19 protein-coding genes are annotated in these 21,551 nt (G+C 32.0%); 4 read left to right on the top strand and 15 right to left on the bottom strand.

What is annotated here, in order from left to right:
* Window positions 1-63: 63 nt before the first annotated feature.
* The 3 genes from ACJDU8_RS18500 to ACJDU8_RS18510 all read right to left on the bottom strand — a co-directional run bounded on the left by ACJDU8_RS18500 (window position 64) and on the right by ACJDU8_RS18510 (window position 3,497).
* Window positions 64-1,011, bottom strand: coding sequence for an SPFH domain-containing protein (locus tag ACJDU8_RS18500; RefSeq protein ID WP_406793644.1), 948 nt, complete (start codon window positions 1,009-1,011; stop codon window positions 64-66).
* A 56-nt stretch (window positions 1,012-1,067) separates the two neighbouring features.
* Entirely contained in the window at window positions 1,068-1,493 is a 426-nt protein-coding gene (locus ACJDU8_RS18505) for an NfeD family protein (RefSeq protein ID WP_406793645.1), read from the bottom strand.
* 87 nt (window positions 1,494-1,580) lie between these two features.
* Window positions 1,581-3,497 (bottom strand): NAD(+) synthase, encoded by a 1,917-nt coding sequence (locus tag ACJDU8_RS18510; protein WP_406793646.1) that lies wholly within the window; start codon window positions 3,495-3,497, stop codon window positions 1,581-1,583.
* Between the two features lie 224 nt (window positions 3,498-3,721).
* On the opposite strand from ACJDU8_RS18510, the gene ACJDU8_RS18515 reads away from it, so the two are divergent.
* Entirely contained in the window at window positions 3,722-4,594 is an 873-nt protein-coding gene (locus tag ACJDU8_RS18515; RefSeq protein ID WP_406793647.1) for a CvfB family protein, read from the top strand.
* Window positions 4,595-4,696: 102 nt separating this feature from the next.
* Here the strand turns inward: ACJDU8_RS18515 and ACJDU8_RS18520 are convergent, their stop codons facing one another.
* Complete coding sequence (locus tag ACJDU8_RS18520) at window positions 4,697-7,318, bottom strand: calcium-translocating P-type ATPase, PMCA-type (protein WP_406793648.1); 2,622 nt, start codon at window positions 7,316-7,318, stop codon at window positions 4,697-4,699.
* 179 nt (window positions 7,319-7,497) lie between these two features.
* Between ACJDU8_RS18520 and ACJDU8_RS18525 the strand changes: the two genes are divergently transcribed.
* Complete coding sequence (locus ACJDU8_RS18525; RefSeq protein ID WP_406793649.1) at window positions 7,498-7,920, top strand: YaaR family protein; 423 nt, start codon at window positions 7,498-7,500, stop codon at window positions 7,918-7,920.
* A 74-nt stretch (window positions 7,921-7,994) separates the two neighbouring features.
* On the opposite strand, the gene ACJDU8_RS18530 is transcribed toward ACJDU8_RS18525, so the two are convergent.
* From ACJDU8_RS18530 to ACJDU8_RS18545, 4 genes are all read right to left on the bottom strand, one after another.
* The gene (locus ACJDU8_RS18530; RefSeq protein ID WP_406793650.1) at window positions 7,995-9,266 is read right to left on the bottom strand and encodes a M14 family metallopeptidase; all 1,272 of its coding nucleotides are present in this window, start codon (window positions 9,264-9,266) and stop codon (window positions 7,995-7,997) included.
* A gap of 96 nt (window positions 9,267-9,362) precedes the next feature.
* Complete coding sequence (locus ACJDU8_RS18535) at window positions 9,363-9,881, bottom strand: gamma carbonic anhydrase family protein (RefSeq protein ID WP_406793651.1); 519 nt, start codon at window positions 9,879-9,881, stop codon at window positions 9,363-9,365.
* A gap of 103 nt (window positions 9,882-9,984) precedes the next feature.
* Window positions 9,985-10,341: a hypothetical protein gene (locus tag ACJDU8_RS18540; RefSeq protein WP_406793652.1), complete on the bottom strand. Its 357-nt coding sequence runs from the start codon at window positions 10,339-10,341 to the stop codon at window positions 9,985-9,987.
* A 149-nt stretch (window positions 10,342-10,490) separates the two neighbouring features.
* Complete coding sequence (locus ACJDU8_RS18545; RefSeq protein WP_406793653.1) at window positions 10,491-11,465, bottom strand: asparagine synthetase A; 975 nt, start codon at window positions 11,463-11,465, stop codon at window positions 10,491-10,493.
* A gap of 342 nt (window positions 11,466-11,807) precedes the next feature.
* Between ACJDU8_RS18545 and ACJDU8_RS18550 the strand changes: the two genes are divergently transcribed.
* A complete protein-coding gene (locus ACJDU8_RS18550; protein WP_406793654.1) occupies window positions 11,808-12,293 on the top strand; it encodes an Lrp/AsnC ligand binding domain-containing protein in 486 nt (161 codons plus the stop codon).
* A gap of 102 nt (window positions 12,294-12,395) precedes the next feature.
* A complete protein-coding gene (locus tag ACJDU8_RS18555; protein WP_406793655.1) occupies window positions 12,396-12,623 on the top strand; it encodes a DUF378 domain-containing protein in 228 nt (75 codons plus the stop codon).
* 124 nt (window positions 12,624-12,747) lie between these two features.
* On the opposite strand, the gene argH is transcribed toward ACJDU8_RS18555, so the two are convergent.
* The 7 genes from argH to ACJDU8_RS18590 form a co-directional block, all read right to left on the bottom strand.
* Window positions 12,748-14,064: an argininosuccinate lyase gene (gene argH / locus ACJDU8_RS18560; protein ID WP_406793656.1), complete on the bottom strand. Its 1,317-nt coding sequence runs from the start codon at window positions 14,062-14,064 to the stop codon at window positions 12,748-12,750.
* A 3-nt stretch (window positions 14,065-14,067) separates the two neighbouring features.
* Complete coding sequence (locus tag ACJDU8_RS18565; protein ID WP_406793657.1) at window positions 14,068-15,273, bottom strand: argininosuccinate synthase; 1,206 nt, start codon at window positions 15,271-15,273, stop codon at window positions 14,068-14,070.
* Window positions 15,274-15,367: 94 nt separating this feature from the next.
* Window positions 15,368-16,147 (bottom strand): amino acid ABC transporter ATP-binding protein, encoded by a 780-nt coding sequence (locus ACJDU8_RS18570; protein WP_406793658.1) that lies wholly within the window; start codon window positions 16,145-16,147, stop codon window positions 15,368-15,370.
* Between the two features lie 30 nt (window positions 16,148-16,177).
* On the bottom strand, window positions 16,178-16,828 hold the full coding sequence (ehuC, locus tag ACJDU8_RS18575; protein WP_406793659.1) for an ectoine/hydroxyectoine ABC transporter permease subunit EhuC: 651 nt from the start codon (window positions 16,826-16,828) through the stop codon (window positions 16,178-16,180).
* A gap of 29 nt (window positions 16,829-16,857) precedes the next feature.
* Window positions 16,858-17,664, bottom strand: coding sequence for an ABC transporter substrate-binding protein (locus ACJDU8_RS18580; RefSeq protein ID WP_406793660.1), 807 nt, complete (start codon window positions 17,662-17,664; stop codon window positions 16,858-16,860).
* Between the two features lie 377 nt (window positions 17,665-18,041).
* On the bottom strand, window positions 18,042-18,731 hold the full coding sequence (locus ACJDU8_RS18585; protein ID WP_406793661.1) for a hydrolase: 690 nt from the start codon (window positions 18,729-18,731) through the stop codon (window positions 18,042-18,044).
* A gap of 105 nt (window positions 18,732-18,836) precedes the next feature.
* Complete coding sequence (locus ACJDU8_RS18590; protein ID WP_406793662.1) at window positions 18,837-21,242, bottom strand: homocysteine S-methyltransferase family protein; 2,406 nt, start codon at window positions 21,240-21,242, stop codon at window positions 18,837-18,839.
* Window positions 21,243-21,551 lie beyond the last annotated feature (309 nt).

Here is a 21,551-nt window from a genome sequence, read left to right on the forward strand (position 1 = left end):
TTAACTATACCTTGCCAGACTCTATAATAGGACTAATTTAAAACTATATATTAAAATCTCATATTACTTAGCTTTATTTCCTTGCAGCATATCTGCTATAGCTGCTATATTTCCAAGAGAAGACACTGCTTCATTTGGAAGTATAATTTTGTTTGCAGGATTTTTAGCCATTTCTTTTAATGCATCCACCTGTTTCAATGCTATTACCTTTTCGTCTGTACCAGAATCTATTATAGCTCTATTTACTAAATCAATGGCTCTAGCTTCTGCCTCTGCAACAGATTCTATTGCCCTTGCTTTACCTTCCGCCTCCAGCATCTGTGACTGCCTTAGTCCTTCTGCTCTTCTTATATTCGCCTCTTTTTCTGCCTCTGCTTGAAGTATTTTGGCTTGCTTCTCTCCTTCCGCTCTAGCTATATCACCCTGCTTTTGTCCCTCTGCCTGTAATATAACCGCTCTTTTATCCCTTTCAGCTCTCATCTGCTTTTCCATGGCCTGTTGGATTTCAGCAGGAGGCATAATATTCTTAATTTCTACAGATAATATTTTTATTCCATAGGCATCTGTTATATCATCTACTACTTTTAAAAGTTCTCCGTTTATTTTATCCCTTCCTGACAGCACCTCATCTAAGGTCATATTTCCTACAATATTTCTCATATTGGTTATAGTTGAGAATACTATACCTGCCTTGTAATCTTCTATATTGTATATGGCATCTTTAGCACTCAATATTCTGTAGAAAATAATATTATCAATAGATATTTTTACATTATCCTGGGTTATAACACTTTGAGGTTCAATATCAAGTATCTGCTGTTTAGTTGAAACCTTTCGCCTTACAAAATCAGCAAAAGGAATTATAAAGTGCCATCCTGGTTCAAGCCCCCTGTGAAATTGTCCTAGTCTCTCTACAATTGTAACGTATCCTGTATTTACAATTTTAATAGAAGACACCACAGCTGCCAGAATGATTATAAGTATAATTAAGATCAAAATTTTGCCTATCATATTTATCCTCCTTCAACTATAAATAATTAACAATTGCTCAAGTACATACTATTATGTCACAATTTTTTTATAACTACTCTGTTACCTTCCATTTTAAGCACTTTTACTGTATCTCCCTTTTTCAAAGTATACCCTTCTTCTTTTATGTTCCAGTAAACTCCATCAATTTTTATACCATTGTTTTTCACCATTTCTTCGTCTATGACAATTTCTCTATCTATATAAGTTTCTTCTCTAAGTGGAGTAGGCTTTACAGATTTTTTAATATTTTTTTTAACTATTGGATAACAGATAACCATAAACACTGTACTAACTACCACAAATACTATAAGCTGAACTATAAAGGAATAATTGAATATTTCCGCTATAATTGCTCCAATAGCTCCCACTGTAAACCACACAAACAAAAAAGCACTTGTTATTATGTCTACTGATAAAGCCACTACTCCAATTATAACCCATAAAATAAGACTATTATACATATATCCTCCTTTTTCCTTTAAAATATTTAATCTAGCCGTGATAAATTAAGGAAAAACCTTCATAAAACATTGAAGTTCTTAGTTATTTCATTCCATCCATAAATTAAAACTGGCATCTGAAGGCATTCTCCAATCACCTCTTGGAGATAAACTTACAGTACCCACCTTAGGACCATCAGGAATTGCAGAACGCTTAAACTGCTGGGTAAAAAATCTCTTTATAAATATATTCAGCCATTTTTCAATAATGCTGCTATCATAATAATCTTTAAATGCATGTTTTGCTAAAAACAATATTTTTTTATGTGAATAATTATGCCTTACAAAATAATATAAAAAGAAATCGTGAAGCTCATAAGGGCCCACTATATCTTCAGTTTTTTGACATATTTCGCCATCTTTGCCTTTGGGAAGCAATTCTGGGCTTACGGGGGTATCTAGTACATCTATTAAAATATCTGCTATATCTTTTGAGACTTCTTTATCTGCTGCATACCTGACCAAATATCTCACAAGAGTTTTAGGTACAGAACAATTTACCCCATACATAGACATATGATCTCCATTATAAGTACACCATCCAAGTGCCAATTCTGACAGATCTCCTGTTCCAATTACCAGTCCCCCTTCTTTATTGGCTATATCCATTATAATTTGGGTTCTTTCCCTTGCCTGGACATTTTCATAAGTTACATCGTGTATATCTCTGTCGTGCGATATATCTTTAAAATGCTGAAGGCAGGAATCCACTATATTTATTTCTCTAAGTTCTGTTCCTAAGTTTTTACACAAGTTTACTGCATTATTATAAGTTCTATCTGTAGTTCCAAATCCAGGCATAGTTATAGTTATTATATTCTTTCTGGAAATTTTAAGAATATCAAAGGTTTTCACTGTAACCAGCAGTGCCAGTGTAGAATCAAGTCCCCCGGATATACCTATAACTGCTTTCTTCAAATTAGTATGACTTACTCTCTTTGCAAGGGCAGAGGTCTGTATATTAAATATTTCTCTACATCTTACTTCTCTCTCATCTCCACTTGCAGGCACAAAAGGATGTCTATCAATGCTTCTATTAAATTCTCCATAATCTAGAGATTTAAACTGGAATTCTATATTTACAGGTCTTTGGGAACACTTTTTTACATTATCCCTAAAACTTACATTTTTTAATCTCTGATTATTCAGCCTGCCTAAATCTACAATTGAAGTAATAACTTCATTTTCCCTGCTAAATCTTTCATTACCTTTTAAGAATGTACCGTTTTCACAAATACAAAGATCTCCGCTAAATACTAAATCTGTTGAGGATTCAAACACTCCGGAAGAAACATATATATAAGAACACATACATCTGGCACTCTGGGATGACACCAAATTCCTCCTATAGAAAGATTTACTTACAATTTCGTTAGATGCAGAAAGATTTCCTATAATATTTGCACCCATAAGGGTTAAATAACTGCTTGGAGGTATCACTGCCCATAAATCTTCACATATTTCAAAGCCAAATTTAAACATTCCACAGGTAAATATTAAATTTACCCCAAAAGGTATATCTTTTTGGAAATATAAATCAACCCTCTCATCTATAATATGCAAACCTTCTGTAAACCATCTTTTTTCGTAAAATTCTTCATAATTTGGAATATAACTTTTAGGAACAATACCTAAAATTTTTCCGTCAAATATTATGTAGGCACAATTATACATACAATAGTTAAATACAAACGGTGCACCTACTGCTATAAGTATATCTTTATCCTTAGAATAATCACATAGCTTTTTTAAGGCTTCTGTAGATTTTTCTAAAAGTAATTGCTGCTCAAAAAGATCTGCACAAGTATATGATGTTATAGAAAGCTCTGGAAACACTATAAGTTTTGACTTTTCAATCAAAGCTTTATCTATACATAATTTTATATTATTCAAATTAAATTCTATATCAGCTACATTTGTTAAAGGACATGCTGCTGCTATCCTTATAAAATCCATTGATGACATGCTATTTCCTCCTTGGTAATATTCTAACCTTATTATATACCTATATCTATCATAAGTATAGACACAAAATATCCTTCTCCAGCTTATCTAAAAATGAATAACAGACAAAAAAATATGTATTAAAACAAGTTTTATAAAATTGGCTGACAATAGCAATAATAATAGTATATAATAATTTGTGAATCAAATCCAAAAAATCAAAATATTAAGGAAGTGAAATGCAATTGGTACACATAGGAAAATTTAATCCCTTAAAAATAGTTAGAAAGGCATCTTTTGGTTATTACCTGGATGGAGAAACTGGTAAAACTAAAGATGATATTCTTCTTCCCACAAAAAATACTGAAGAAAATTTACTTTCCATTGGAGATGAAGTTAATGCCTTTATATACAAAGACTCAGAGGATAGGATAATCGCTACTTTAAAAGCTCCTCTAGCTGTAGTAGAAGATCTTGCCTATTTGAAGGTAGTTTCCAATACAAGTTTTGGAAGTTTCATAGATATAGGTCTTGAACGGGATGTTCTTGTTCCGCTGTCAGAGCAAAAATATCCATTACTGCCTGAAAGCTATTATTTGTTTTACATATATCTGGATAAAACTAATAGAATAGCAGCAACCACAGATATAGATAAACACCTGCTTACACCAGATAACGACGATGAGGAACAAATAGAAAATAAATATACTTTAGGTACTGAAGTAACAGGCATAGTTTATGGATTTCAAACCAATGACAGTGCAATGGTAGCTATAGATAATCTTTATAGAGGGGTAATACTAAAAAATGAATATTATACAGATATTTATCCCGGTGATGAATTAAAACTTAGAATAAAGAACATATATGAGGATGGTAAATTAGGACTTACTCCAAGAAAAACCCCAAAACATGAGAGAATAGCTCTAGAGGAATATATTTTAAATTATTTAAAAGATCACAATGGATCTATGCCATATAACGACAAAAGCTCTCCAGAAGATATAAGACGTGTTTTTCATGAAAGTAAGAATTATTTTAAAAACGCTTTAGGGGGACTTATGAAGAGAAATTTAATATTACAGGATGAAAATGGAACAAGACTTAAGCATATTTAATCAGAGCCATTACCATTTTTAAATGTAAATATATTTCTAAGCTTTAAAGAGTTTGAAGCTTTCTAAAGCTTAGAAATTTTAATTTATCATATATTTTAAATTCTATTTTTTCCCTACCTTGTTGTAAATTAATTTTCCAATCTCATTTATAATAAGAGGTATAAGAGATAAAATTATCACAAATATCCAATCATTTAGTGTAAGTGTAAACACTTTAAATACTGAAGCTAAAAAAGGCACTGTAATAACTATATTTTGAAGTATTATACCTAGGACTATAGCTCCTATTAAATACTTATTGGTAAAAATTCCAATCTCGAATATGGATTTTTTATTGTGTCTAATACTTAAAGTATAAAGTAACTGTGATACACTAAGCACCACAAAAGACATGGTTTGTGCATGCATAACAGAATCTGGGTATATTTTAGCTCCTATATAAAAGGCAGACAATGTAAGTATACCTATTAAGATACCATTTCCTATTAGAAATACACCGTTTCTTCCTGAAAATAACCCTTCTTTTTGATCCCTAGGTTTTTCTTTCATTATATCAGGATCATCTGGGTCCACTCCCAGCGCCAGAGCAGGTAAACTGTCTGTTATAAGATTTACCCACAGCAGGTGAATTGGTCTTAAAACCGCTGGCCATCCCATTACTATTCCTATAAACAATGCTATTATTTCTCCTATATTACAAGAAAGAAGAAATGTTATAGATTTTCTTATGTTGTTGTATATGTTTCTACCTTCCTTTACAGCTTCTACAATAGTTGAAAAATTATCATCAGTAAGTATCATATCTGAAGCACCCTTTGCCACGTCTGTTCCTGTGATTCCCATAGCTACACCTATATCAGCAGCTTTTAGGGAAGGTGCATCATTTACACCGTCTCCAGTCATAGATACTATATTCCCTTTTTGCTTCAAAGCTTTAACTATTCTTACCTTATGTTCTGGAGATACTCTGGCAAAAACCCTTAAATTATCAATTCTATTTAAAGCTTCATCTTCTGATAACCTATCAAATTCAGCTCCTAGTATAACCTGAGAATCATCCTTTGCTATACCTAATTCCTTTGCTATGGCATAGGCAGTATTTTTATGGTCACCTGTAATCATAACAGTTGTTATACCTGATTTTTTGCACTCTTCTATAGATTTTTCTACATTTTCTCTAGGTGGATCTATCATCCCTACAAGTCCTACAAAAACTAATGTATTTTCCATGGAATGGATTTTAATATGGGGTGAATCCTCTATTTTAACTGCAGTTGCCAAAACTCTAAGGGCATCTTTTGACATTGAATCAGAGGCAAGAATGACTTTTGACTTCAGTTCCTCTGTAAAATCTACCGCATGGTCATTTAAATATATATGTGTGCAAATTTTTATTAAATTATCTACTGCACCTTTTGTAATTACATGATATTTATTACCATATTCATTTAAAGTAGTCATAAGCTTTCTATCTGAATCAAAAGGTATTTCATTTACTCTGGCATGTGATTTATTCTCAATATCTTTAAATATATTAAACTTAAAACCAAGCTCTAAAAGTGCAATTTCTGTAGGATCTCCTGTTTGTGAATTTTCAGAATAGGTGGCATCGTTACAGAGCACCATGTTTTCTATAAGCCTCTTATGTATAAAGTTATCCATATTTAAATTTGAAATACCATCTAGTGTATTATCTGCATAAAACTTTGTCACAGTCATTTTGTTTTGGGTTAAAGTTCCCGTCTTATCAGAACATATTATATTTACAGAGCCCAAAGTCTCTATGGCTGGAAGCTTTCTCACTATGGCATTTTTTCTTATCATTCTCTGCACCCCAACTGCAAGTACTATAGTAACCATAGCTGGAAGTCCCTCTGGAATAGCTGCTACAGCTAGACTTATGGCGGTCAGGAACATTTCAAACAAATCTCTTTTTTGAATCATAGCTACCCCAAACATAAGAATACAGATTACAAGTACTACAATCCCCAGCATTTTACCAAGCTGTGCTAATTTTTTTTGAAGTGGAGTTAAATTTTTACTGTCTTCATTAAGCATTTTAGCTATTTTTCCTATTTCCGTGTTCATACCTGTAGCTACAGCAACACCTACTCCTCTTCCATAAGTAACTAAAGTAGACATAAAAGCCATATTTTTTTGATCACCAAGAGCTATATCTTCATCTTCTAAAATACTGTTCCCATATTTTTCTGAAGGTACAGACTCTCCCGTTAAAGCTGATTCTTCTATTTTTAAATTTGCACTTTCTATTAATCTTAAATCACAGGGAACATATTTACCTGCATCTAAAATTACTATATCCCCTATAACCACCTGTTCAGAAGAAATTTCTGTAATTTCCCCATCTCTTTTTACCAGTGCCTTAGGTACAGAAAGTTTCTTTAAAGATTCCAGCGCCTTTTCAGCCTTCGATTCCTGAACTAGGCCTATGACTGCATTTAATATAATTACAACTCCTATTATAATTGCATCGCTTATTTCATGAAGTAATGCAGAAACTATGGCAGCAGCTAAAAGTATATATATAAGTACATCATTTATTTGTTCAAATAGAAGCATTAAAATTGACTTCTTCTTTTTTTCAGCTAATTTATTTTGTCCATATTTTTCTATTCTAACTAATGCTTCCCTCTCGGTGAGCCCATTTATAGAATCTGTATTTAATTCTTCTATTACCTCCTGGCTGCTCTTTTTAAACCACATAAAATCACCTACCCTTTATTCTATTTTTTGAATTTAATATGATCTTATACCTATTTTAAATAATTATTAGGAAATCAATTTATTTTTAATGTAAATTTTAATATAATTCACTATATTTTTATTGGAATATTATATATAATAAGTATATGTGCATTTTAATAAAAATTTGGAGGTAAATTATGGAGGTTTCTAGAATTGGTAGATCTTCTGCCCCTTCTTCTAAGAATAAAAGCATAAAGATTAAAAAAGATTTTTCTCAAAGTTTTAACTCCCAAATGGAAAAAAGGTCAGAACAAGAACTAAAAAATATGTTTGACAATATCAAAAAAAAGGGGAATAGACTGGCTATAACAAAGTGTTATACAGATGTAAAATCTTACAAAAAAATGATACAAGAATATCTTCAATCCGTTTTAAAGTATATGTATGGCGTAAAGAAAGATATAAGCTTTTGGCAAACACAATATTTTATAACTGTAGACATAATAGACAGAAAACTAGAGGAACTTACTAAATCATTAGTAGATGAACAAAAGGATAATTTAAATATTGCTGCCACAATTGACCATATAACCGGCCTTTTGGTGGATATATATAAATAAATTTTTGTAGTTTCATTTAAAATCTTACATACTTCCAAATATAATATATTCCACCTTTTGTAAGGCGGAACATATTATATTACTGCTGCCAGCAGTAAAATTTCTTCATTGTCATTATATATTTTGTCAAATTGACTTATAGGCAGAGGATTCTGCCCCTTACCTACTTCTATAGTGAATCCCGGCCTCCTATGGTCCTGTATAAACCAATCCTTATACCCTGAGTAAGATGTTATCCCTGTAGTCTCTTCTAAACTATAGCCACTTGCTTTAGAAAATAATTCCGCTATTCTTCTTGATTCCCATGGTGTTAGTTTATCATACTGCCAGTAAATAACTTCACCCTGGCTATGATAAGCTATCACCAGCCTAAAATCATGACTGTTTGTAAAACCCACCATAGCTTTTGTCTCAGGCTCTGATACAGGATATGGTCCTGAATATCTGGTAGGTCCCGGTCCATATACCCCATAGGAAGGTTCTGCCTCCTTTGAAAGCTCCCATCCTGCATTGTAATTATGGTTAATATCCACTCCTCTATTATTTGCCTCCCAATCTTTAGAAAAATCTTCACTGCCATTATTCCATCTTTTTAAATCGTAATAAAACGGATTATTCCTGCTTAATCCATTTAAAACAAGATCCACTCCATCAGGGTTTACCATTGGAATTATATATATACTGCTGCTTTTCCATATATCCCCTATGTTATATCCCCTTATATTATCTCCACGGGCATAAGCTTTTGCAAAATTTTCTATGAATTTCATTAGAAGGGGTGTAGTTATCCATTCTAGTGAGTGGTGAGATCCATTGTAAGATACTTCATTAGCTCCCACACCAAGTTTAACATAGTAAAGTTGTCTTCCAAGTACACTCTCACCTGCACTGCCCACAGCTATAAAAGGATACCTAGCTTCTAATGCCATAAGATCTGTTTCCAATATATCATAGGTATAATCTATGTTTGTATCTACTACATCTATATTATAAGGTACCTTAATTTGTACTCCAGGAATTAATCCAAAAGGCTCTATTCCCGGATTTGCCACTATTATGCTGTATACATCAGTTCCGTATTTCTTAGCTATGCTATACAATGTATCTCCTGCTCTGATAGTGTATATATCATACCCTAACATAAAGCTTCTTAAAATCCTATAAGTATCAGGTCCTATTATTCCATCTGCAATTAACCTATTATTCCTCTGAAAACTTTTTACGGCACTCTCAGTATCTGCACCATATATTCCATCTATTGCACCAGGATCATAACCTATCTTTTTTAGAGTGGCCTGTATATGCATAACCTCAGTACCTCTGGAACCTACTTTAAAAATGGGCATATTTAATCTCCTAAATTATTCATGTTAATATATATTTTATACTTTTGTTATAAAATAGGTGACTAAATTATGATATAATTTATTTTTTACTAAATCCTATACCATTACATACTGTTTGTAGCTTTTAGCCTGTCTAATATACTCTTCTGCAGATTGTCTAAGAAATTTTTTTTCTTCACTTGTCAGTTCTCTTATAACTTTTGCTGGAGAACCCATACATAATACGCCGGAAGGTATTTTTTTATTTTTAGTTACAAGACTTCCTGCCCCTATAATAGTTTCGCTTCCGATTTCTGCATTATCCAAAATTATAGAACCCATGCCTATTAAAGAGTAGTCTCCAATTTTCCCCCCATGTATTATAGAATTATGACCTATAGTAACATACTCTCCTATTTCCGTAGGATTATCATCTTTGCTTGTATGTATAGTACAATTGTCCTGTACATTACTGCCTTTTCCAACATATATGTGATTCAAGTCTCCTCTAAGTACAGCTCCAAACCATATATTTGCATCTTCGCAAAGTTTAACTTTCCCTATAATTTGTGCATTATCTGCTATAAAACAACTTCGATCCAATTCCGGACTATAATATTTAAACTTTATTATCATAATTATCTGCACTCCCTTAAACATTAGTATTTTACATCAATAAGCTATAACTTAATTATAACGAATTCAGCTAAAGTATAAAAGCATTGGCTTTTATGTAAATTTATTTTTTTCCCTTATTTACTCTATTGGGCTTAGCCTTAGGCCTTATTTTTATATCTTTGCTTTGTGAGGATTTTCTCTTGGTATATGTTAAGCCATTCTTCAAATCTACAAACCATAAAAATAACATTAGAAATACAGCAGAAGAAATATACTGCCATATAGTTCCGCTTAAATTATATCTAAAATAAGCCGATATTACTGGCGGCACAAAAAAGGCAACTATGGACAATGCAAGAATCACCCATTTATTTGGATGAAACCTATATAATACATAGGATTTTAATAACTTATACAAAACCACCACCAGTACCGTAATAAATAGTACTTGTAATGCTACATTTAACCACAAAGGCATTTTATTTCCCCCTTCAATTTATCTATTCTTATATATCATTATATACTTTAGGTGTCCAAAAATAAATAATAAACCAATTAGGATTTTGTATTAAATAAATCCTTCTCTATAAGAAAGGCTGTCCTAAATTTTATTAAGACAGCCTTTTTTTAAAATATATATTTACCTTTTCCTGGTTTTCTGCTAAACACAGTAACTTCATCAATATCACCTTGTTGACATACAAATCTAGTCATTCTTTCAACTCCGAATCCAGCTCCAGCTGTTTTTGGAATTTCTCCCCTTTCAGCAAGTTCAATATAGTCTCTCATTGCTTCCTCATCCATGCCTGCTTCTTTCATTCTTGTGATAATCCTATCATATTTATATTCTCTCTCTCCACCACTTAATCCTTCTACATAACCCATAGGCCATATTAAATCATAGTTTCTATAAGTTCCCTTATTTTCTAAATCTTCAGCATCATAAAACTCTCTCTTGTGATTTATAAGCCAGAAAGGTTTAGTTGCTTCTTTCGAAGCAAGGGCTTCAAAATCTTCCCCATATTTAGCTTTAAGCTCCTGCGTAGTATATCTTTCAAAAGGACCTGACACATCTAAATGAGAAGTTCCTATTCCTAATTTTTCAAACTCATCTTTACACTCTTCTTTTATATATGAAAATGCTTGTTCTATTAATCCTTCCATAAATTCAAATATGGTATCCATAGTTGCATCTTTAAATTCAAAGTCTACTTGGGTAAATTCAAATAAATGTCTGGTATCTCCTCTTTCTGGCAGTTCCAATCTTACATTAGGAGATACAATATATATCTTTTGTAAATATGGACTTGATAAAGCTAATTGTTTATGGAATATCATAGATTTTGTAACATTAAATTTTTGACCTCCATAAGTAAAATCACAATCTTCTACACTGTGACAAAGCGGATCTGTTATAGGAGATATCATATTAGGCAAAAGCCTCATTACTCCATTTTTATACATATAATCATCTACTGTTCTTAAAATCGCTTGTTGTATCTTAAGTATACTAGGTAATTTTTCTCTTTTAATTTTTTCAATTGCTTCGTCTAAAAGCTTTAATTCTTTTTCTCTTTCATCTGCTAATACATACGTTTTCATATGCAGAACCTCCTCCAATATTCTCAATAGTTTTATGCAAATTAACTATTCCCTTTTCCTTCTTTGTTGCCTTAATAATATAATAATACTTTTTTACATATACTACAACATTATTAATTAATATTATTTAAATTGATTAATTCAATAATAGCTTCCGCTTTTTATTAAAAAACTAAAAATTATTTGTTAATGATAACGTTTAAAATTATTAATTTGATAAAGTTTCTGATATAATGTTATTATAGGAATGTTATATATTTAAAATATACTAATTATACTAATTTAAATTTTATTAAAAAACCAAGTTGATTTTAATAGATTTTAAAAAGGAGGAAATGTAAATTGAGCTTAAAAATTAACGGATTAGACGATTTGGATCTTCAAATTCTTGATATTCTTCTAAGGGACTCAAGAACTCCTTTTCTAGAAATAGCTAGAAAGTGTCATGTAAGTGGTGGAACCATACATGTTAGAATGAAAAAAATGCAGGACATGCACATAATAAAAGGTACCAAACTTATAATTGACACCGCTAAAATAGGATATGATGTATGTGGTTTTATAGGTATATATCTTGATAAAGCCAAATCTTTTAAAGATACATTAGAGCAATTGGAGAACATAAAAGAGATTGTAGAGATTCATTATACTACTGGAGATTACTCCATATTTATAAAAATAATTTGTAAAAATATCACTGATCTACAAAATTTACTCATGAATAAAATACAATCTGTAGATGGAGTACAGAGAACAGATACTATTATATCTCTTTTCCAACCTGTGGACAGAAGTTTAAACATAGATATTTTAGATAATGAAAATTAGTTTTTTATCTTCTTTTTATTTTCAGCTTATAAATTTTACGCGTGTGGAAATAATAAATACGGGCACAATATATTTATATAAAAATAAAAAGGAGATGTAAGTATGAGAACACTAGATATTATTGCACTAATATTAGTTGTAATAGGTGCTCTAAATTGGGGACTAATTGGATTTTTTAGATTCGATCTTGTAGCATCACTATTTGGAACAATGTCTACTTTTACTAGAATAATATACGCACTTGTGGGTCTTGGAGGATTATATGCACTTTCATTTTTCGGCAAAGAAAGAAATGCCAGAGATTCAAGAGATTCAGGTGAAATTAAATAATTATTGATTAAATAAATTATTTAACTATAAAAAGCGGAAAACAATTTTCCGCTTTTTATGGAGTATTTAAAAATAACTAATAGTTTCATCATAACAAGATTTGCTTGTTTTTAAAGATACCTAATTATTTTAAATTCTTTTTAATTCCTCTATCTAATGTATTTTCATAATCTATAAAACTATACACATCATCTGAAAAAAGAGAACTAAACTTTTTCAGCTCCTCTAAAGATATGTCTTCTATAGCCCTATCTTTATCCTCACAATACAGCACAATTTCACCAATTACCTTATGTGCATCTCTAAATGCCATACCTTTATTAACTAAATAATCTGCTGCTTCTGTAGCATTTAGAAATCCCTTTTTAACAGCATTAAAAGTATTTTTTTCATTAACTTTTAATGTGGAGAGCATACCACTCATAACTTTTAAACAGCTTAATACAGTATCTAAGGAGTTAAAAAGCTGTTCTTTATCTTCCTGCATATCTTTATTATAGGCAAGAGGAATGCCCTTCATAGTAGTCAGCAGTGATACGAGCGAACCGTATACTCTCCCAGTTTTGCCTCTTATAAGTTCTGCAGCATCAGGATTCTTCTTCTGAGGCATTATGCTGCTTCCTGTAGAAAATTCATCATCTATTTGTATAAAATCAAACTCTTTACTGCTCCATAATATAAGTTCTTCACTTAGACGACTTAAATGCATCATTACTATAGAAAAATCTGACATTAATTCTATGGCATAATCCCTGTCACTTACACCATCTAAAAAGTTATCTACAGGCTTTTTAAAGCCTAATTTCTCAGCAGTAAAGCATCTATCTATATCATAAGTAGTTCCCGCCAGTGCACAGCATCCAAGGGGGCTCTCATCCATAATTTCAACAGCATTTAATATTCTTTCCCTATCCCTCTTAAACATATGATAGTATGCCATTATGTGATGCTTAAAGGTTACTGCCTGCGCCCTTTGAAGATGGGTATACCCAGGCATTATTACATTATTTTTCTCACCTAGGTTCTTTATTATATCCTGAAGGTTTTCTATGTTTTCAACTACTTCCAGAGCCTTCTTTTTAGCATATAGTCTAAAATCCACTGCTACTTGATCATTTCTGCTTCTGGCAGTATGTAATTTTTTTGCCACCTGTCCTATTCTCTCTATTAAATTAAGTTCTACAAAACTATGTATGTCTTCATAATCTCCTTCTACCCTAAGTTTATCTTCTTCTATATCATTTAATATAGATTTTAATCCACTTAATATAGTTTCACTTTCCTCACTAGATAAAATATTACACTTGGCAAGCATTCTAACATGAACCATACTTCCTTCTATATCTTCTCTGTAAAGTTGTCTGTCAAAACTTAGGGAACTATTGAAATCTTCCATAAGCTTGCTCTCAGACTTTTTAAACCTTCCTCCCCAAAGCTTCATAACTTAATTTCCTTTCTCCTTTTCTACCATAGCTTTAATTTTATATGGAAGACTAAATAATTTAATAAATCCTTCTGCATCTTTGTGACTGTACAAATCACTTGCCCCAAAGGAAGAAATACCTTCATCATACAGAGCATGTGATGCATCTATTCCAACTGTCATTACATTTCCTTTATAAAGCTTCAGCTTTACACTACCTGTTACATTCTTTTGAGTAACTTCTACAAAAGCATCTAGTGCTTCCCTTAAAGGACTAAACCAGAGACCGTCATACACAAGCTCTCCATATTTTTGAGATATTATCTGTTTATAATGTGCTGTATTCTTGTCTATAGTTAGTCTCTCCAACGCAGCATGGGCAGCATATAATATTGTTCCTCCTGGTGTTTCATAAACTCCCCTGGACTTCATGCCAACCAATCTATTTTCTATCATATCCACTATTCCAATTCCATTTTCTCCGCCAAATTTATTAAGCTGCTCTAGAATTTCCACCGGACCTAATTCTTTTCCATTTAGCTTTTTAGGTACTCCCCCTTCAAAATATAATTCTATATAAGAAGGTTCATCTTTTGCTTGTTCTGGTGGAGTCGTCATAAAATACATGGTTGTTTTATGCTCATTTTTTGGATCTTCTAGGTCTCCGCCTTCATGACTTACATGCCATATATTTTTATCATTTGAATATATCTTTTCCTTAGTTACAGGTACTTCTACTCCTTTAGAATTAGCATAATCTATAGCATCTTCTCTGGATTTTATGTCCCATATTCTCCATGGTGCTATTATTTTTATTTCAGGATCGAAACTTGCTACCCCAACCTCAAAACGTACCTGGTCATTTCCCTTTCCAGTACAACCGTGAGCTATATATTTAGCTCCTTCTGCATGGGCTATTTCCACTAGTCTTTTTGCCATAAGGGGTCTTGCAAGAGAAGTTCCAAGTAAATATGCATCTTCATATAATATGTGTGCCTTTACTGCATTAAATATATAGTCTTTTACAAATTCTTCCCTTAAATCTTCAATATATACTTTAACGGCACCCGTCCTTATAGCCTTTTTTCTTACCGCTTCCATGTCATCATCTTGTCCTACATCTATACAAGCTGCAATAACTTCTAAATCATAATTTTCTTTTAGCCAGGGAATAATAATTGATGTATCCAATCCTCCTGAATATGCCAATACAACTTTATCTTTCATGAATTCGACCTCCAAATTATATCAAAATTTTTTATAGATAAACTATACATAAATAGCTAAAGCAAGTTTAACAACTAATCTTTTCCCATTAATATTATTTTATAACTTTATCCAGGAACGCCTTGGTTCTCTCTTCTTTAGGATTGGAAAATATTTCTTCCGGCGTACCTTGTTCAACTATTTTTCCTCCATCCATAAATATAACTCTATCCGCCACTTCTTTGGCAAAACCCATTTCATGACTTACAACCACCATAGTCATTCCATCTTTTGCTAAATCCTTCATTACATTTAAAACTTCCCCAACGAGTTCAGGATCCAGTGCTGATGTAGGCTCATCAAATAACATTATATCCGGATTCATGGCAAGGGCTCTAGCTATAGCTACCCTTTGCTGCTGTCCCCCTGAAAGCTTAGATGGATAATAATCCCTCTTATCTGCAAGTCCCACCTTATCTAAAAGCTTTTTGGCTCTTTCTAGCACCTTTACTTTCTTTTCCTTTTTAACAACTAAAGGAGCTTCCATAACATTTTCAATAGCAGTCATATGTGGGAATAAGTTAAAACTTTGAAATACCATGCCCATCTTTGTAGTTATCTTTCTAAGCACTTTTTTATCCTTTGGATTTAATTTTTCCCCTTCTATAATTATGCTTCCACTGTCTAATTCCTCTAAGTGATTTAAGCACCTTAGAAGGGTACTCTTACCTGAGCCAGAAGCCCCTATTACTACTAAAACTTCACCTTTCTTAACCTTTATATTTAGATCTTTGAAAACTGTTAAATTATTAAAGCTTTTAGTTAAGTTTACACCTTCTATCATGTATTCTTCTTTATCTAAATTTTCATAATTATTTAAAACTATATTTTCCATATAATTATACCTCCAATTATATTCTACCTATTAACTGTAAATAGCTAACTTTTTCTCAAACATTGCAAATACAGTCGTAAACATAGTTGTCATTACAAGATATAATACTGCTGCTGTAAAAAATACAGATATAGGATCAAAGCTACTTGCATATATTTGCTGAGCTGATCTCATAAGTTCAACCATCGCTATAGTAGATACCAGTGATGTATCTTTCAATATAGCTATAAATTCATTTCCCACTGGAGGTATTATAACTTTCCAGGTCTGAGGCAATATTATTCTTCTCATAGTCTCTCCATAGCTAAAACCTAAAGCTTTAGCAGCCTCAAATTGCCCTTTATGTATAGATTGTATCCCTCCTCTTATTATCTCCGCCATATAAGCTCCACAATTTAACGAAAGTCCTAAAATAGCTGCAGAAAAAGGTTTAAGTTCTATACCTACAAAAGGTAACCCATAATAAAAGAAAAATAACTGGAGTAATAATGGGGTACCCCTAAATACCCAAGTATAAATACTTGACAATACCTTTAACACCATATTTTTAGATAATTTTAATAGCGCCAGAAGTATTCCAAGGATAGTTCCAAATACTAAAGTAATAACTGTAAGTTCAACAGTCATTACACTGCCCTTTAATAGGATAGGTAATATGTCCTTAATAAATCCTATGTTCACTGTTTTTATACACTTCCTTTTGCATATATTTATTTATATATGTCTTCTCCAAACCATTTAGTTGAGATCTTAGACATTGTTCCATCTTTTTTTAATTCATTTATTGCATTTTGTACCGCTTCTTCTAATTCTTTATCACCCTTTTTAAATCCTATTCCCATTGGTTCACTAGTAAGTTTTTCATCTAATACTTTATATTTTTTGTCTTTGCCTGTGCTTGTCATATAATATCTTCCTACAGGCTCATCAATTATTACAGCATCAATTCTGCTTGTGCCAAGATCCTGAAGTGCCTCTGTAGCTTTGTCATATTTTTTTACTTCTTTTAACCCGCTTAATTTTGATGCTGATTCTTCACCTGTTGTCCCAAGTTCTACGCCTACAGTCTTGCCTTTTAAATCACTGACACTTTTTATTGTTGTATTTTCATCTTTAACAACTACAATTTGTCCCGACATTACATATGGTTCTGAAAAATCTATCTGTTTTTTTCTATCATCTGTTATACTCATTCCAGATATTATAGCATCAAATTTTCCTGACTTAAGTGCTAAAACTATGCCATTGAATTCAGTACATACAAATTCAGTTTTTACTCCAAGTTTCTTTCCTATAGCATTTGCCATATCTACGTCAAAACCTTTAAGAACATTTTTACTGTCCCTAAATTCCATTGGCGGAAATGAATCCTCCAAGCCTATCTTTAAAACTCCTGCTTTCTTTACTTTTTCGAGAGAATTTTGTGCATTATCACTACTAGTCCCACACCCTGTAAATAAAGCCATCGTAAAAATAATTGTTAATAACGTAATTATTGCCTTTCTAAAATTTTTCATTATTTCTCCTCTTTTCTAAAAATAATTAAACTTTAACTCCTTAGGTTAAGTACATAAATAATTATACATATACTATTATAATTATGCAATACTTTCTTTGTTTTTTTAAGGATTTTTTTATTAAAAGCAGCTGTATTTTTTTCAATGAATTACTTAACTTTATACATGGATAAAAATACCCTTATCTTATACAGTGATTTAATATATTTAGTGTATTTACTAAATATAGGATCTCTTTGCTTTTACTTTATAATACAGGGAAAATTCTTTATTAAACTAAAAAAATTATGCATAAATATAATAGATTATTAAGATTTTATGCATAAATAAAAAACTGCACTTATATTAAACAAAAATATTTAATATAAGTACAGCCTTTAATAAGCATTCCTATATCTTTCCATACTTTCTTTAAATAACTCCGCAGTTGAAGGTGGAGTATAAGAAATGGCATTTGTACCTGCCTGTATTGTCTCCCTAATACTTTCTTCAGTTTTACCGCCTGTAGCTATTATGGGAAACTTTTTGTAATTTTCTCTTATCTTCTTTACTAGCTTTGCACTATTTTTACCTGCGGACACGTTTAATATGGAAGCTCCTGATTTTATTCTCATTCCAATATCATCTCTTTCAGACACCACCGTAACTACAATAGGAATATCAATAGAATCTCTAACCGCTTTTATAACTTCATTAGATGTGGGACTATTAACTACCACTCCCATGGCTCCAGCAAACTCAGCATTTAGTGCCAAATTTATAACTCTTTTTCCCATAGTAAGTCCTCCGCCTACACCACAAAATATTGGCACATCAGAGGCAGTAACTAAAGCTTCAGTTATAACTAACTGAGGGGTAAAAGGATAAACTGCTAAAATTGCATCTGCATTTATATTTTTTATAACTGCTATATCTGTAGTAAATGCAAGAGATTTTATCCTCTTTCCAAAAACATTTATTCCACTGGCTTCTCTAATTACAAGAGGGAGATTTATCATGTGATCTCTAAGTGTCCCTCTTATTTCTGGTACGTACTTTGCACTTTTTTCATTAATTTTTTGACTCATTTCTTATCTCTCCAAATTGGTTTTTATACCATTTTTCTTTATATAACTATTTTATATCAATTTGAAAGAATATTCCATAAAAGATTTAATTCATAGGTGTAAATTTCAAATTGAAAATACCTCTTCAGCTATTTTAACAGACTCTCTGGCATCTTTGGCATAATAGTCTGCACCTATCATATCTGCATAATTTTGATTCAGCACTGCTCCCCCTACCATAATCTTACATGTAAGTTTGTTTTCCCTTATAGCATCTATAGTCTTTTTCATGCTAGCTACAGTAGTTGTCATAAGTGCACTTAATCCAACTAACTTTATATTATTTTCTCTTACAGCATCTACTACTTTATCAATATCTACATCTCGCCCTAAATCTATAACTTCAAAACCGTAATTTTCTAATAACACCTTAACTATATTTTTCCCTATATCATGTATATCACCTTTTACTGTAGCTAATACTATTCTACCTTTTTCTAAATTCTTCTGTCCCCTGCTCAGCATGTTCTCTTTTATTATTTCAAAAGATTTCTTAACAGTTTCTGCTGACTGTATAAGTTGAGGCAAAAATATATCTTGCAATTCATACTGCCTGCCTACTTCATCTAAAGCCGGAATTATATATGAGTTTACTATTTCTAGTGCCTTTTTACTTTTTAACAATTCAATTGTCATGCTGGCCGCCTCTTCTTCAACTCCATCAATGATTACCTGCTTCAAATCTCTCACACTTTTATCCCGGCTTTTAAGCGATGTATCCTCTCCTATTGCCACTTTTTCATTTTTGGACTTATTCCCATATCTAGCCACATATTCTTTTCCTTCTTTATCTATATTGGTTAATACCTGAAAGGCGGATATAATATCTTTCATAGATTCATCTGCAGTATTCATTATGGGCAAATCCAATCCTGCCTGTAATGCCATGGCAAGAAAAGTCCTGTTTAATATACTCCTGTTTGGAAGTCCATAGGATATATTGCTTACTCCCAAAACAGTTTTTACTCCAAATTTCTCTTTTACCATTTTTATAGCTTTTATTGTTTCCATTACTTCTTTTTGTTGGGCGGAAACAGTCAATGTAAGGCAATCAACTATTATATCCTTTTTCTTAATTCCATAATTACTTGCAGTCTGAATTATTTTTTCTGCAATTTTTACCCTGCCTTCTGCAGTATTTGGTATCCCATCTTCGTCTATAGTAAGTGCTATAACACATCCGCCATATTTTTTTACTATCGGAAATACTTCATCCATGGATTTTTTACTTCCATTTACAGAATTTATTAAAGGCTTTCCGTTATATGCCCTAATTCCCGTCTCTAAGACTTCGGGGTCCGGGCTATCTATACTTAATGGCAGCTGAACTACTTTTTGTACTGCCTTTACTGCTTTTTTCATAATTTTCACTTCATCAATTTCAGGAAGTCCAACATTTACTCCCAGTATATGTGCTCCCTCTTCTTTCTGGCCAATAGATTCTTTTTGTATATAATTAATACTGCCTTCTTTTAGTTCACTTTTATAAACTTTTCTTCCCGTAGGATTAATTCTCTCTCCGATAATTTTTATTTTCTCACCTAAAATAACAGTTTCTGTAGCAGAGCATACTGCCGTATAGCTTTTTTCTTTTATATCCAAGGATACTAAATTATCTAGAGTTTTTTTACAAATCTGTATAAATTCCGGAGTAGTACCACAACATCCGCCCAAAACTTTAACTCCTTTTTTTGCCATAGCTAATACATTCTCCGCAAAATCTTCAGGGGATATATCATAAATTGTATTTTTACCGTCATACCTTGGAAGGCCTGCATTAGGTTGTACCATAACTGGTGTAGAGGAATACTTTAAAATCTCCTCCACAATACCTTGAAGTTCCTTAGGTCCAAGAGAACAGTTAACTCCAAGAACATCTACTCCTAGTGCTTCCAGCACAAATACCATGGTTTTAGCATCTGTTCCCATGAGAGTTCTTCCATCCTCTTGAAAAGTCATTGTACAGAATATTGGAAGTTTACTATTTTCTTTTGCTGCAAGAATAGCTGCCTTCGCTTCATATAAATCAGACATGGTTTCTATTAAAATTATATCCGCACCTGCTTTTTCCCCTATAATAATTTGATTTTTAAATAACTCATATGCACTTTCAAAACTTAAGTTGCCTGTAGGCTCCATAATCTTTCCCAAAGGTCCTATGTCAAGAGCTACTAATCTATCTCCTGCTTCCTGTTTTGCAATTTTTACCCCAGCCTCAATTACGTCTTTTATGGTATATTCGGAAGAATTATACTTAAGTTCATTGGCTCCAAAGGTGTTAGTTGTTATAACATCTGCCCCTGCCTCTAAGTACTGCCTATGTATTTCCTTTATTACTTGAGGATTTGTAATGTTAAGTACCTCCGGTAATTCCCCCAATTTGAGTCCTGCTTTTTGGAGCATTGTACCCATGGCTCCATCAAAAAAAATAAACTTGTCATTAAATTTATTCATCAAATCTTTAAAACTCATTTATGTCCCCCCTCTTTTCACACTGCATTCCATACCTAATCTAGTCATTTTTTACATATAATTACTATAATTAGTCCAATCTCCGTACAATTTTGGTTCCAACATAGCTGGTATTGTGACACATATTGTCACAATACATCAGTCCTGCTCCCTATCTCTCATAATAAATATTTTAATATTAATTGTCAACATTTTTACAATGTTTATACTTTTTCAAAAAATACATATAAAATTATCACAAAAATATTAATTATTTTTTATTTTCCTCTTGACAAGCGTTATAGATATCTGTTATGATTTTTTCAATCG

The organism is Candidatus Clostridium eludens, from assembly GCF_045310515.1.
GTDB classification, from domain to species: domain Bacteria; phylum Bacillota; class Clostridia; order Clostridiales; family Clostridiaceae; genus Clostridium_B; species Clostridium_B eludens.